The 15,840-nt window shown below is 33.7% G+C and carries 11 protein-coding genes and 1 other RNA gene; 11 read left to right on the top strand and 1 reads right to left on the bottom strand.

What is annotated here, in order from left to right:
• The first annotated feature begins 7 nt into the window (after positions 1-7).
• The 10 genes from secDF to CD127_RS06420 all read left to right on the top strand — a co-directional run bounded on the left by secDF (position 8) and on the right by CD127_RS06420 (position 13,876).
• A complete protein-coding gene (gene secDF / locus CD127_RS06465; RefSeq protein ID WP_103366171.1) occupies positions 8-2,293 on the top strand; it encodes a protein translocase subunit SecDF in 2,286 nt (761 codons plus the stop codon).
• 155 nt (positions 2,294-2,448) lie between these two features.
• Complete coding sequence (gene recJ / locus CD127_RS06460) at positions 2,449-4,722, top strand: single-stranded-DNA-specific exonuclease RecJ (RefSeq protein WP_103366170.1); 2,274 nt, start codon at positions 2,449-2,451, stop codon at positions 4,720-4,722.
• A 21-nt stretch (positions 4,723-4,743) separates the two neighbouring features.
• Positions 4,744-5,262, top strand: a complete 519-nt coding sequence (locus CD127_RS06455; protein WP_103297191.1) for an adenine phosphoribosyltransferase — start codon at positions 4,744-4,746, stop codon at positions 5,260-5,262.
• Positions 5,263-5,643: 381 nt separating this feature from the next.
• Positions 5,644-7,833 (top strand): RelA/SpoT family protein, encoded by a 2,190-nt coding sequence (locus tag CD127_RS06450; protein ID WP_103297192.1) that lies wholly within the window; start codon positions 5,644-5,646, stop codon positions 7,831-7,833.
• A gap of 16 nt (positions 7,834-7,849) precedes the next feature.
• Positions 7,850-8,302 (top strand): D-aminoacyl-tRNA deacylase, encoded by a 453-nt coding sequence (gene dtd, locus CD127_RS06445; protein ID WP_103297193.1) that lies wholly within the window; start codon positions 7,850-7,852, stop codon positions 8,300-8,302.
• On the top strand, positions 8,299-9,174 hold the full coding sequence (locus CD127_RS06440) for an N-acetylmuramoyl-L-alanine amidase (RefSeq protein ID WP_103366169.1): 876 nt from the start codon (positions 8,299-8,301) through the stop codon (positions 9,172-9,174). The genes dtd and CD127_RS06440 overlap by 4 nt, the downstream gene beginning before the upstream one ends.
• A gap of 367 nt (positions 9,175-9,541) precedes the next feature.
• On the top strand, positions 9,542-10,804 hold the full coding sequence (hisS, locus tag CD127_RS06435) for a histidine--tRNA ligase (protein WP_103366168.1): 1,263 nt from the start codon (positions 9,542-9,544) through the stop codon (positions 10,802-10,804).
• Positions 10,805-10,821: 17 nt separating this feature from the next.
• A complete protein-coding gene (aspS, locus tag CD127_RS06430) occupies positions 10,822-12,588 on the top strand; it encodes an aspartate--tRNA ligase (RefSeq protein WP_103297196.1) in 1,767 nt (588 codons plus the stop codon).
• Positions 12,589-12,820: 232 nt separating this feature from the next.
• Positions 12,821-13,011, top strand: a non-coding RNA gene (ssrS, locus tag CD127_RS06425) — 6S RNA.
• 88 nt (positions 13,012-13,099) lie between these two features.
• Positions 13,100-13,876 (top strand): tRNA threonylcarbamoyladenosine dehydratase, encoded by a 777-nt coding sequence (locus CD127_RS06420; RefSeq protein ID WP_103297197.1) that lies wholly within the window; start codon positions 13,100-13,102, stop codon positions 13,874-13,876.
• Positions 13,877-13,936: 60 nt separating this feature from the next.
• Here CD127_RS06420 and CD127_RS06415 read toward each other — a convergent pair whose 3' ends face one another.
• Positions 13,937-15,205, bottom strand: a complete 1,269-nt coding sequence (locus CD127_RS06415) for a replication-associated recombination protein A (protein ID WP_103366167.1) — start codon at positions 15,203-15,205, stop codon at positions 13,937-13,939.
• Between the two features lie 85 nt (positions 15,206-15,290).
• Between CD127_RS06415 and cymR the strand changes: the two genes are divergently transcribed.
• Complete coding sequence (gene cymR, locus CD127_RS06410; protein WP_103297199.1) at positions 15,291-15,713, top strand: cysteine metabolism transcriptional regulator CymR; 423 nt, start codon at positions 15,291-15,293, stop codon at positions 15,711-15,713.
• Positions 15,714-15,840: the final 127 nt, after the last annotated feature.

Here is a 15,840-nt window from a genome sequence, read left to right as displayed (position 1 = left end):
TGTTCATGTGAAAAAAATTAGTAGGATAATTGCTTTCTTATTAATTGTAGTCCTCCTCTTTGTGGGAATGGGACTTACGTATAAGAAAGTAGTTAAAAACGTAAATCTTGGTCTTGATTTACAGGGTGGTTTCGAGGTGCTTTACCAAGTTAAACCGCTTGAAGGTGGCAAAAAGATTGATGATAATGCTTTACAATCTACGGCTCGTACGTTAGAAAATCGTGTTAACGTATTGGGTGTATCAGAGCCACATATTCAAGTAGAAGACCCTGATCGTATCAGAGTTCAGTTAGCTGGTGTTAAAGATCCTGACGAAGCTCGAAAAATCTTGTCTTCTCAAGCTAATTTAACCATTCGCGATGCAGACGATAAAGTTAAATTAACTGGTAAGGATATTGTACAAGGTTCAGCAAAACAAGAATTTAAACAAGGTACGAATGAACCAGCTGTTACTTTTAAATTGAAAGACCGTGCTAAATTTAAAAAAGTAACGGAAGAGATTTCTAAGAAGCAAGAAAACATGATGGTAGTTTGGTTAGATTATAAGAAAGGTGATAGCTATCACAAAGAATTAGAGAAGCCTGAGAATAAACGTAAATACGTTTCAGCCGCTTCTGTTAATCAACCAATCAATTCAGACAGTGTAGAAATTTCTGGTGGTTTCCATGGTCAAGATGGCGTGGAAAGAGCTAAACAAATTGCAGAATTACTTAACGCTGGGTCATTACCAGTTGATTTAAAAGAAATTTATTCAAACTCTGTAGGTGCTCAATTTGGTCAAGATGCGCTTGATAAAACAATTTTTGCATCTGCAATTGGTATTGCTGTAATTTACTTATTCATGGTAGGTTTCTACAGATTACCAGGTTTAGTTGCGATTATCGCATTAACTGTATACATCTACTTAACTTTAGTAGCATTTAACTTTATTTCTGGGGTGCTTACACTTCCAGGTTTAGCTGCCTTAGTGCTCGGTGTAGGTATGGCAGTCGATGCAAACATCATAATGTATGAACGGATAAAAGATGAATTGAGGATTGGACGAACGCTTAAACAAGCTTATAGCAAGGCGAATAAAAGTTCATTCTTAACTATCTTTGACTCTAACTTAACAACTGTGATTGCAGCCGGCGTATTATTCTTCTTCGGTGAAAGTTCAGTTAAAGGTTTCGCTACGATGTTATTACTAGGTATTTTAATGATCTTCGTAACGGCAGTATTCTTATCAAGATGGTTACTTTCATTACTTGTATCATCTAATTATTTCAAAAAGAAATATTGGTTATTTGGTGTTAAGAAGAAAGACCGTCATGATATTAATGAAGGCGTAGATGTACACGACTTAAAAACTTCATTTGAAAAATGGAATTTTGTTAAATTAGCTAAACCATTAATTAGTTTAAGTATACTTATTTTAGTCGTTGGTATTATTATTTTAAGTATTTTCAAATTAAACTTAGGTATTGATTTCTCTGCAGGTACGCGTGTAGATATCAACTCTTATACTAAATTGACGCAACCTCAAGTTGAACGTACTGTTAAAGATTTAGGTTTAACGCCAGACCAAATTCAAATTAATGGTGAAGACAATAAACAAGCTACTGTTCAATTTAAAAAAGCTTTATCTAAAAATGAAGTTATTAAAGTGAATGAGAAAATGAATGATGCATATGGCCATAAACCAACTGTAAATACTGTGTCTCCAATGATTGGTCAAGAGTTAGCTAAAAATGCTATGAAAGCTCTTATATTTGCAGCTATTGGTATCATCATTTATGTATCATTAAGATTCGAATGGAGAATGGGTCTTTCATCTGTATTAGCTTTACTTCACGACGTATTTATTATTGTTGCGTTATTTAGTTTATTCAGATTAGAAGTAGACATTACATTCATTGCTGCAATTTTAACTATCGTAGGTTATTCAATCAACGATACAATTGTTACGTTCGACCGTGTAAGGGAGAACTTGCATAAGATTAAAGTGATTACTGATCCTGCACAAATTGATGATATTGTTAACCGTTCAATTAGACAAACAATGACACGTTCTATTAATACAGTATTAACTGTTGTAGTTGTTGTAATTGCGATATTAATCTTTGGTGCAGCAAGTCTATTTAACTTCTCACTTGCACTATTAATTGGTTTAATTTCTGGGGTATTCTCTTCAGTCTTTATCGCTGTTCCACTTTGGGGCATCATGAAGAAACGTCAATTGAAGAAATCAGAAAATGGAAAACTTGTAGTGTATAAAGAGAAAAAATCTAATGATGAAAAAATCTTAGTTTAATATTTGATTTATTAGAACTATTGATGAACTTCGGTTTATCGATAGTTCTTTTTTTATTTTTCAAATAATCTAGTTTTATTTATTTACTAAGGTGTTACTTTTTATTTAATATAATTTTAGGTATAATGGCTCTTGGAAAAAGGAAGGATAGTTGTATGATTAAATCTAAATATAAATGGCTTTATGAACCTCCAACTGAATATATAGCAGATGATGTAGCTAAAGCATATAAATTAACACCTATAATTAAAAAAGTATTGGAAAGTAAAGCTATCACTAAAGACAGTGATATCAACGCTTTACTATCTGGTTCAACGGTTAGTCATGATCCTCGCTTATTAAGTGACATGGATAAAGCAATCGAAAGAATCAATCAAGCGATTGATAAAAATGAGCGTATATTAGTGTATGGCGATTATGATGCCGACGGTGTTACATCTACCACAATTCTAGTCAATACTTTAAGAATGCTAGGTGCTGAAGTAGGATGGTATATTCCTAACCGCTTCACTGAAGGCTATGGTCCTAATGAACTTGCATTTAGAAATGCTTACGATGAAGGTGTTTCACTTATTATTACAGTTGATAATGGGATACAGGGTCACAATGAAATAAAAATGGTGCAGGAATTAGGCGTAGACGTTATTGTTACAGACCACCATGAAATTGGCCGTACACTTCCAGAAGCTTATGCTATCGTGCATCCTATGCATCCAGAATTTGATTATCCGTTTCATTACTTATGTGGCGCAGGTGTAGCTTTTAAATTATCTCAAGTGCTATTAGACAATCCTCCTAATTATTTTGAGAGCTTAGCTGCTATTGGAACAATTGCCGATTTAGTGTCATTAACAGATGAGAACCGCACCATTGTAAAAAATGGATTGGCTCACTTAAATGAGCATTGTCCACCACAAATTAAAGCTATTTTAAATCAAGCTGGTTTTAATGACACGATAAATGAAGAAACAATTGGTTTTATTATTGGACCAAGACTGAATGCAGTAGGTCGTCTTGAAGATGCTTCATTAGCTGCAGAATTGCTTATGTCAGAAGATGAGGAAGAGGCCGAGTTTTTAGCTGAACAAGTCGAACATTTTAATATTGAGCGTAAAGATATTGTTGCTCAAATTACTGAAGAAGCCTTAGTGATGGCAGAAGAAAAAGTGAACGCTGGTCATCAATTTTTATTACTCGCCAAAGAAGATTGGCATGAAGGTGTATTAGGAATAGTAGCATCTAAAATTGTTGAAACTTATTCACTACCCACCCTCATTTTAAATATAGATTTAGAACAAAATCATGCTAAAGGTTCGGCGAGAAGTATTGAACAAGTGTCAATGTTTGAAATATTGAGTGCGCATCAGGACTTAATCTCTAAATTCGGTGGTCACCACATGGCTGCAGGAATGACTATGGAAATTGAGAACATTGAACCATTAGAGCAAGGCTTAAATGAATGGATGGCACAGTTAACAGAACATACTTCATTAGAACCTACTAAACATGTTACTGTAAAACTCGAAGAAAAAGATATTACGGTTGGTAATATTAATGATATTCAAAAATTAAGTCCTTTCGGTACAGATTTTGAGAAACCGTTATTTGAAATTGATGATATTGATGTAACAGATGTTAAAGCGATTGGTAAAGATAAGGCTCATTTAAAACTAGTAGCCGGCGAACAACAGCTTCAAAATCTTTTCTGGAAAAATGGGCAACTAGCTACACAGCTCGAAATAGGACAACCTATTAATCTGTTAGGTCATTTACAAATTAATGAATGGAATGGTAATCAATCACCACAACTTATCATTCAAGACTTAGCAACCAACGATGAACAAATATTAGATTATAGAAGTAAACGTAAACAATTGGATATAGATCCTACTAATCATCAGTATGCATTTGTTATCCATCCAAAAAAAGAAAAATTAGATGACAATTATTACTTTTATGGTGAAGAGATAGACCCAACTCATGATATAATTGTATTTCGTGATTTACCGCCAAATCTTGAAAGCATTCAACAAAGTTTACAAGGTTTAACTTATTCGCAATTATATTTAATCTTACAACACAGTCAGTCGATATATTTCGAAGGTATGCCAAACGCAACGTTATTCAAAAATTGCTATAAGGCATTAATGAATAAACAAGAAATGAATTTAGCGCAAGAAGGCATGCAATTATGTCAGTATTTAAGAATTAAACCTAACGTACTTAAATTTATGTTGAAAGTGTTTCTTGACTTAGGCTTTATCACTGATGAAAATGGTATAATTAAAATAAACAATAATCCTAACAAACAAGCGATTGAATCAAGTCGCATTTATCAAGCTAGACAAGCAAGAATCGAAGTTGAGCAACTTCTACTCTATGATGACTTTTCACAACTTAAAAAATGGATTAAAAATCAAAAGGGTTAAATAATAGGAGGAAATAGATAAATGGATTTAAAGCAGTATGTTTCAGAGGTTGAAGACTGGCCGAAAGCTGGTGTAAGTTTCAAAGATATTACAACAATCATGGATAATGGGGAAGCATATGGTTATGCTACTGACCAAATTGTTGAATATGCTAAAGAACGAGATGTGGATATTGTTGTAGGACCTGAAGCAAGAGGATTTATTATCGGATGTCCAGTCGCTTATTCAATGGGTATTGGCTTTGCTCCAGTTAGAAAAGAAGGTAAATTACCTCGTGAAGTCATTCGTTATGAATATGACTTAGAATACGGTACAAACGTTTTAACGATGCATAAAGATGCTATCAAACCAGGTCAACGTGTGTTAATCACAGATGATTTATTAGCTACTGGTGGTACAATTGAAGCGGCAATTAAATTAGTTGAAAAACTTGGCGGTATCGTTGTAGGTATTGCATTTATTATTGAATTAAAATATTTAAATGGTATTGAAAAAATTAAAGATTATGATGTAATGAGTTTAATCTCTTACGATGAATAAGCGTTAATATAAAATGCTCGATTCAAATGTATTATAACTACTCATATAGAAGCGGAAGAAAGAAATCATTGATTGAAATGACTTTCTCTACCGCTTCTTTTTTCTTAATGAAGCATATGTTTCTAGATGTTTAAATTTAATTTAACAGCATTTATTTATTTAAAAACTTGTAGTATCATAAAACTATTATTTATAAAAAAGTTAAACCTTTTATAGTGTATTAAACATTTGATACACTAAAAGTAATACTCGCATTTCTATGACTTTGGAAATGTTATTTTTATACAAATTAAAAGACACTAAAGAGTTTGTAGCTTAATTTTAAAAAAGTCAATTAACGGGCAGAGTATTTGGAATATAAGAGAGTTGGGGTGTCATATATTGAATAATGAATATCCATATAGTGCTGACGAGGTACTACATAAAGCGAAATCCTATTTATCAGCAAATGAATACCAATATGTTTTAAAAAGTTATCATATTGCGTATGAAGCACATCAAGGTCAATTTCGAAAGAATGGTCTGCCTTATATTATGCATCCTATTCAAGTTGCAGGTATATTGACAGAGATGCGTTTAGACGGTCCAACTATCGTAGCAGGGTTCTTACATGACGTAATTGAAGATACACCTTATACATTTGATGATGTAAAAGAAATGTTTAATGAAGAAGTTGCGCGTATTGTAGATGGTGTTACGAAGTTGAAAAAGGTGAAATACCGTTCTAAAGAAGAACAACAAGCAGAGAACCACAGAAAGTTATTCATTGCGATTGCCAAAGATGTACGCGTTATCTTAGTTAAACTTGCAGATAGACTGCATAATATGAGAACGCTAAAAGCTATGGCTCGAGAAAAACAAGTCCGTATCTCTAAAGAAACGTTAGAAATTTATGCGCCTCTTGCTCACAGATTAGGGATTAATACAATAAAGTGGGAACTTGAAGATACTGCCTTACGTTACATTGATAGTGTGCAATACTTCCGTATTGTTAATTTGATGAAGAAAAAACGTAGTGAACGTGAAGCTTATATAGATAATGCTATCGAGAAAATTCAAGAAGAAATGGACAATATGAACATCACTGGAGAAATCAGTGGACGTCCTAAACACATCTATAGTATCTATCGCAAAATGATGAAACAAAAAAAGCAATTTGATCAAATATTTGATTTATTAGCTATTCGTGTCATCGTTAACTCGATTAATGACTGTTACGCAATTTTAGGTTTAGTGCATACGTTATGGAAGCCAATGCCAGGTCGCTTCAAAGATTATATTGCGATGCCTAAACAAAATATGTACCAATCTTTACATACAACTGTTGTAGGTCCAAATGGCGATCCACTAGAAATTCAAATTAGAACATTTGAAATGCATGAAATTGCTGAACACGGGGTAGCAGCACACTGGGCGTATAAAGAAGGTAAAACGGTAAATGAAAAAACACAAGACTTCCAAAACAAGCTAAATTGGTTAAAAGAATTAGCTGAAGCGGACCATACGTCTTCTGATGCCCAAGAATTTATGGAGTCGTTAAAATATGACTTACAAAGCGATAAGGTTTATGCCTTTACACCTGCTAGTGATGTTATTGAATTACCGTATGGCGCAGTACCTATTGATTTCGCTTATGCGATTCATAGTGAAGTAGGAAATAAAATGATAGGCGCTAAAGTAAATGGTAAAATCGTTCCAATTGATTATGTCCTTCAAACAGGAGACATTATCGAAATTAGAACTAGTAAACATTCTTACGGCCCAAGTAGAGACTGGTTAAAAATTGTTAAGTCTTCCAGTGCCAAGAGTAAGATAAAAAGCTTTTTCAAAAAACAAGATCGCTCATCCAATATTGAAAAAGGTAAATTTATGGTTGAAGCGGAAATTAAGGAACAAGGCTTTAGAGTCGATGATATATTAACTGAAAAGAATATAGAAGTAGTGAATGAGAAATATAATTTTGCTAATGACGACGATTTATATGCTGCAGTAGGCTTTGGTGGCGTGACGGCGTTACAAGTGGTAAATAAACTTACCGAGCGTCAACGTATCCAAGATAAGCAAAAAGCACTTAATGAAGCACAAGAAATCATTAAGTCATTACCTATCAAAGAGGATATCATTACTGATAGTGGGGTTTATGTAGAAGGTATTGAAAATGTCTTAATAAAACTTTCTAAATGTTGTAACCCAATCCCAGGGGATGATATCGTTGGGTATATAACTAAAGGACATGGTATTAAAGTCCATAGAACAGATTGTCCTAACATAAAAAATGAAGACGATCGTTTAATTGCTGTAGAGTGGGTAAAATCTAAAGACTCTACACAACGCTATCAAGTTGATTTAGAGGTCAATGCCTATGATCGCAATGGTTTATTAAATGAAGTGATACAAGCGGTCAATTCGACGGTAGGTAGCATTATTAAAATTAACGGTCGTTCAGACACTGATAAGAATGCAGTGATTACAATTAGTGTTATGGTTAAAAATGTAAATGATGTTTATAGAGTCGTTGAAAAACTAAAACAATTAAGTGATATATATACTGTTTCAAGAGTATGGAATTAATTGAGGTGCAAAAGAGATGAGAATAGTTGTACAGAGAGTGAAACGAGCTTCAGTAAAAAATGAAAATATTCATAATCAAATTGATAAAGGATATTGTTTATTAGTAGGCGTAGGTAAAGATTCTACTGAAGCGGATGTAGAAGCAGTAGCTAAGAAGATAGTGAATGCCCGCTTATTTGAAGATGAGAATGGTAAATTAAATTTAAATATTCAACAAGTAGAAGGCCAAATACTTTCAGTTTCTCAATTTACGCTATATGCAGATGTGAAAAAAGGTAATCGTCCTGGATTTTCAAATTCAAAAAATCCAGAAGAAGCGGAACAACTTTATGAAAAATTTAATACTGCATTAAGAAATTATGGTATAGAAGTAGAAACTGGAGAATTTGGTACAGACATGGAAGTGGAAATTATCAACGATGGCCCAGTGACAATCATTTATGAAAGTCAGGATGGCAAAGTGATATGAGTAAAATAGATGCATGGTTAACAAAACATGGTCTAAAAAATGGTCGTACGCTTATTGTGGTTATTCTGTTCATCCTATTTTTAATCTTATTATTTATGTTTATGAATCATGATGATCAAGGTAGTAACCGTATAACGGTCACAGAAGATGCAGAATTACGTACAGGTCCTAATGCAGCTTATCCAGTGATTTATCAAGTAGATAAAGGTGAGAGTTTTAAAAAGGTAGATAAGTTAGGTAAATGGATTGAAGTGGAGAATCACAATGCTACTAAAAAAGGCTGGATTGCTGGTTGGCATACAAGTTTGAATATTCCAGAGGATGTTAATAAAAAAGAGAACCCTTTGAAGAATAAGGTCATTGTCTTAGATCCTGGCCATGGAGGCAGTGACCAAGGGGCCTCTAGTAATACTGCTAATAAAAGTTTAGAAAAGAATTATACATTACAAACAGCGAAAGAATTGAAACGTGCACTTGAAAAAGCAGGAGCTAAAGTAAAGTTAACGCGTTCTGATGATACATATGTGAGCTTGGATGATCGTAAGGTAGATGGCGATGCCTATATCAGCATACATAATGATTCATTAGATAGTGCGAATGCTAATGGGGCTACTGTATATTGGTATCAAGATAGTCAGGAATCGCTAGCGGAAACGTTAAATGCGAATATCCAAAAGAAATCTTTGTTATATAATAGAGGCACACGCCAAGAGAATTTCCAAGTATTGAGACAAACTAATAAACCGGCTGTATTGTTAGAATTAGGTTATATAAGTAACCCCACAGATGAAATGATGATTAGAGATCCATTGCATAGACAAGTTGTTGAAGAAGCGGTTGTTGATGGATTGAAACAATATTTTGCGTCATAAGTCTTGCAAAGTGAAGCTAAAGTCGTTATCATAATGAGTGAACTTTATAAACAATACCGCTAGTATTCTTGGAAAGTTAAATGAAATAGGTAGCAATGTTATTGATGATTGTGTAGAGATATAATCCTAGGCTGAAAGATTATACTGAGTAGTTTTACTTTTGAACACAAGAAGAGGTGCTTTAATAAATAAAGCCGGTTTACGTACGTTAAACGTTTTGAGTGGAGAGTAAGATAGTCTATTTTATTCTCAATTAGGGTGGCAACACGGCGATTCGTCCCTTATATAGTTTAATGCTATATAAGGGACTTTTTTTATTAGAGGATGTTAAGTTATCAAAGTAATAGATAGATGAAGGAGTGATTAGGTGATTAGAATTCCTAGAGGGACTCAAGATATTTTACCTGAAGCGTCTAGTCAATGGCGTTATATTGAAAATAAGCTAGATGAACTGATGACACTATATAACTATAAAGAAATTCGTACACCTATCTTTGAAAGTACAGATTTATTTGCACGTGGCGTTGGTGATTCAACTGACGTAGTACAAAAAGAAATGTATACGTTTAAAGATAAAGGCGATAGAAGTATTACGTTAAGACCAGAGGGTACTGCTGCTGTTGTGCGTTCATATATTGAGAATAAAATGCAAGGTAATCCAAATCAACCGATTAAGTTATATTACAACGGACCAATGTTTAGATATGAACGTAAACAAAAAGGGCGTTACCGTCAATTCAATCAATTTGGTGTAGAAGCTATTGGTGCTGAAAATCCAAGTATCGATGCTGAAGTACTAGCAATGGTAATGCACATTTATGAGTCATTCGGACTTAAACATTTAAAACTTGTCATCAACAGTATTGGTGATGCTGATTCTCGTAAAGAATACAACGAAGCGTTAGTGAAACACTTTGAACCAGTGATTGATACGTTCTGTTCAGATTGCCAATCACGTTTGCATAGTAATCCAATGCGTATCTTAGATTGTAAAGTTGACCGTGATAAAGAAGCGATTAAAAATGCACCTCGTATTACAGATTATTTAAACAGCGAATCAAAAGCTTATTATGAAGAAGTTAAAGGTTACTTAAATGAGTTAGGTATTAACTATGTAGAAGATCCTAACTTAGTTCGTGGTCTTGATTACTACACTCATACAGCTTTTGAACTTATGATGGATAATCCTAACTATGATGGTGCAATCACTACATTATGTGGTGGCGGTCGCTATAATGGCTTACTAGAGTTATTGGATGGCCCAAGTCAAACTGGTATTGGTTTCGCTTTAAGTATTGAAAGATTACTTTTAGCACTCGAAGAAGAAGGCATTGAATTAGATGTTGAAGATGATTTTGATTTATTCATAGTGACTATGGGAGAAGAAGCTGAACGCTATAGTGTGAAACTATTAAATAATTTAAGAAAACACGGCGTTAAAGCTGATAAAGATTATTTAAACCGTAAAATTAAAGGTCAAATGAAACAAGCCGATCGTTTAAATGCTAAATATACAGTAGTAATAGGCGATCAAGAACTTGAAAATAATCAAATAGATGTAAAAAATATGGCAACAGGTGACTCAGAAACTGTTAAATTAGATGAACTTGTTAACTTTTTTGAAAAATAATAAAGGAGAGTAAAAAAATGAGTAAGAGAACAACTTATTGTGGATTAGTTACAGAAGAATTATTAGATCAAAAAGTAACTTTAAAAGGATGGGTACACAATCGTCGTGACTTAGGTGGATTAATCTTTGTTGACTTACGTGATAGAGAAGGTATCGTTCAAATCGTATTCAACCCTGATTTCTCTGCAGAAGCACTAAGTGTTGCTGAAACAGTACGTTCTGAATATGTAGTTGAAGTTGAAGGTACAGTAACGAAACGTGACCCAGAAACTGTAAACCCTAAAATTAAAACTGGACAAGTAGAAGTACAAGTTTCAAATATTACTATTATTAATAAAGCAGAAACACCTCCATTCTCAATTAACGAAGAAAATCAAAATGTTGATGAAAACATTCGTTTAAAATATCGTTATTTAGACTTAAGACGTCCGGAATTAGCTCAAACATTTAAAATGAGACATCAAACAACACGTTCTATTCGTGAATATTTAGATAATAGTGGTTTCTTTGATATTGAAACACCAGTATTAACTAAATCTACTCCAGAAGGTGCTCGTGACTATTTAGTACCATCTCGTGTACATGAAGGTGAATTTTACGCGTTACCACAATCACCACAATTATTTAAACAATTATTAATGATTAGTGGTTTCGATAAATACTATCAAATCGTTAAATGTTTCCGTGACGAAGACTTACGTGCTGACCGTCAACCAGAATTTACTCAAGTCGATATCGAAATGAGCTTTGTAGATCAAGAAGATATTATTCAAATGGGCGAAGAAATGCTACGTAAAGTAGTTAAAGACGTTAAAGGTATTGAATTAGAAGGCGAATTCCCACGTATGACTTACGCTGAAGCAATGCGTCGTTATGGTTCAGATAAACCGGATACACGCTTTGGTATGGAATTAATTGATGTATCTCAATTAGGTAAAGAAATGGATTTCAAAGTATTTAAAGATACTGTTGAAAATAATGGTGAAGTTAAAGCAATTGTTGCTGAAGGCGCTGCAGATAACTACACTCGTAAAGATATGGACGGTTTAACTGAGTTTGTAAACATTTATGGTGCTAAAGGATTAGCTTGGGTTAAAGTTGTAGAAGACGGTTTAAGCGGCCCAATCGCTCGTTTCTTCGAAGACCAAAATGTAGCAACATTAAAAGAATTAACTGGCGCTAAAGCAGGCGACTTAGTAATGTTCGTTGCAGATAAACCAAGTGTTGTTGCTCAAAGTTTAGGCGCATTACGTGTGAAACTTGCTAAAGAGCTTGGTTTAATTGACGAAACTAAATTAAACTTCTTATGGGTAACTGATTGGCCATTATTAGAATATGATGAAGATGCTAAACGTTATGTAGCAGCCCATCATCCATTCACATCACCTAAACAAGAAGATATTGCTAAATTAGATTCAGAACCTGAAAACGTTGAAGCAAACGCTTATGACATCGTGCTTAATGGTTATGAATTAGGTGGGGGATCTATCAGAATCTCAGATAGCCAATTACAAGAAAAAATGTTCGAAGTTCTAGGATTTACTAAAGAACAAGCTAGAGAACAATTTGGCTTCTTATTAGATGCATTCAAATATGGTGCACCGCCACACGGTGGTATCGCATTAGGTTTAGACCGTTTAGTAATGTTATTAACTAATCGCACTAACTTACGTGATACAATTGCATTCCCTAAAACTGCTTCAGCTACATGTCTGCTTACAGACGCACCTGGAGAAGTTTCTGATAAACAGCTTGAAGAATTATCATTAAGAATTCGTCATTAATTTAAATAATTAAATATTAAGTTTGACGTGGCTGTTAATAGAGTAGCTCAATACTTTATTAGCAGTCTTTTTTTATTAAGAAAAAGAAGGAACTACTACTTTTTTAAGCAACTATAATTATATTATGTCAACTTATAATATTTAAATAATTTTTCTATCATAAGTTTGAATTTCTGACAATTCTTAAGGATTTCTTTATTTTGAGCTTTGTGCTATTATATCTATATAAGATAGTCATCTGTATTGTACGTATGTTTGCTTTTTATTTGGGCCTAACACTTTTTGATCAGGGAGCCCAATAGGTTTTCTTGCAGCGCACACGCCTCAATAGGAGGACTTGCAAAACAAGAAACAGGGCACCCACCTGTATATAGCAGGCCGAATGATCAAGCTTTTTATAACTACGGCAATTACGGACTCTATCGGTACGCAAGACTTTTGTCTTGCGTATTTTTATTTGTCTTTTTCTGTTAATATTATGGTAACGTAATGTTTGATAAAGGAGTTCAAAATGAAACATCAATTTTCAAGAAACGAATTAGCATATGGTAAAGAAGGTTTAGACTTATTAAAGAATAAAACAGTGGCCGTGTTAGGAGTAGGGGGCGTTGGTTCATTTGCAGCTGAGGCGCTTGCTCGAACAAATATTGGTCATATTATTCTTATAGATAAAGATGACGTCGATATTACAAATGTCAATCGTCAAATTCATGCTTTAACTACAACTATTGGCCAAAGCAAAGTAACGCTTATGGAAGAAAGAATTAAATTAATTAATCCCGATTGTAAAGTAACGCCTTTACATATGTTCTATACTGAAGAAACTTACGAAGACTTATTTAACAATTATGATATTGATTACTTTATAGATGCTAGTGATACGATTATTTATAAAGTTCATTTAATGAAAGAATGTTTAGAACGTGGCATTAAAGTCATTTCAAGTATGGGCGCTGCGAATAAGACTGATCCTACACGTTTCAAAATTGCAGACATCTCTAAAACGTATATGGATCCTATGGCTAAAATTATTAGAAATAAATTAAAACGTCAGGGTATTAAAAAAGGTATTCCTGTAGTATTTTCAGATGAAAGTCCTATCGTAATACGTGAAGATGTAAAAGCAACAGTAGGGGATCCGAATGCTAGTAACCGTAAAGGACAAATGCCTCCATCTTCAAATGCATTTGTACCTAGCACAGTAGGTTTAATATGCGCTAGTTATGTAGTAAACGATATCCTTAAAGATGTACCAGTGCGCCGCATTAAAGATAAAGGTAATTTTTAATTAAAAAAGACTATGAAATTGAGAGGTATCGCACCACTCAATATTTCATAGTCTTTTACTTTATCTTTTATTACGAAGATTATCGTATACTGCTTTAAATTGTTGTTCACTTTTTGATGTCGTCTTTGGTTCGTAATAAATTTTGTTTTTTAATTTATCTGGTAAATATTGTTGAACTACATAACCATTTTCATAATTATGAGGATATTTATAGCCAATAGCTCGTCCTAATTCTTTCGCACCTTGATAGTGGCCATCTCTTAAATGGTCAGGAATTTGACCAACTTGGCCTTTACGTATATCACTTAAGGCGCTATCAATTGATGTAATAGCTGAATTAGACTTTGGTGATAATGAAAGTTCTATCACCGCTTGGCTAAGAGGTATGCGTGCTTCAGGGAAACCTAAACGTTCAGCTGCTTGTATAGCTGCAAGTGTTCGTTGACCAGCACTTGGCGAAGCAAGACCTATATCTTCATAACTAATGACTAATAAACGTCTGACAATCGTTGGTAAATCTCCAGCTTCAATTAATCTTGCTAAATAATGTAACGCCGCGTTCACATCACTGCCTCTAATAGATTTTTGAAAAGCACTCATCACATCATAGTGCATATCCCCATCTTTGTCACTAACGAAAGCACCTTTTTGTAAGCAATCTTTCGCATCAGATAACGTTACATGACGCTCTTTATCTTTTACTTCAGCACTTAATACTGCTAATTCTAAAGCGTTTAATGCACTTCTAACGTCTCCATGACTTTGAGTTGAAAAGTATTCAAGTGCATCTTCGTTAACAATAGGGTTATATAATTTTAAGCCACGTTCTTCATCTGACAATGCTCTATCAAGGGCTACACGAACGTCATTCTCATCTAAAGCATATAACTCAAATATTTGAGCTCTAGAACGTATAGCAGGATTGATTGCATGATACGGATTAGAAGTAGTTGCTCCAATTAATACAATTTTTCCGTTCTCAAGATGTGGTAATAAAAAATCCTGTTTTGCTTTATCTAAACGATGAATTTCATCTAATAGTAAAATGACTTGACCAGACATTTTTGCTTCTTCAACAACTAGTTGCATATCTTTTTTTGTATTAGTTACTGCATTGAGTTGTCTAAATTTATATTCAGTACTTCCTGAAATAGCTTTAGCGATACTTGTTTTACCAATTCCAGGAGGTCCATAAAAAATCATTGAGGATAAACGTTTGGTTTCAACCATACGTCTAATGATACCTTTAGGTCCTACTAAATGTTGTTGCGAAATAATTTCATCTATATTAGTAGGGCGCATCCTTGAAGCTAATGGTTCAGTACTCATGATTTTCACACCTTTCTATTACTATCTTAACTGAAAAAATGCTAGAATGGGAATATATATTATTCGAATTAAGAGAGGTAATGTTATGAAAATATCAACGAAAGGGAGATATGGGTTAACTTTAATGATATCCCTAGCCAAAAGGGAAGGACAAGGGTGTGTATCATTAAAAACAATCGCAGAAGAAAATAGTCTGAGCGACTTATATCTTGAACAACTCGTAGGCCCTTTAAGAAATGCTGGTTTAATTCGAAGTGTTCGTGGTGCTAAAGGTGGCTATCAACTAAGAGTACCAGCTGACGAAATTACAGCAGGCGATATCATTCGTTTATTAGAAGGTCCTATAACAATTGTAGAAAGTATTGAATCAGAACCACCTGCTCAAAAACAACTATGGCTTCGTATGAGAGATGCCGTACGTGAAGTATTAGATAATACAACTTTAAAATATTTAGCAGATTATATCGAAACTGATGATAAATTAGATGGATATATGTTTTATATTTAAATTTTTTTGGTTAAATGCGTTTATTTATAAAATAAGCGTGGTATCTATATAATACATCCAATCGATAATGTTTGGTTATATTTTAGTTATCGTAGATTAAACATAAATTAGTTATTAAATTAAATTA

Origin of the sequence: Staphylococcus petrasii, assembly GCF_002902565.1 — a bacterium.
In the GTDB taxonomy this organism is placed as follows: Bacteria; Bacillota; Bacilli; order Staphylococcales; family Staphylococcaceae; genus Staphylococcus; species Staphylococcus petrasii.
The sequence above is the reverse complement of the archived record's forward strand: the minus strand, read 5'-3'. Positions and strand labels throughout refer to the sequence as shown.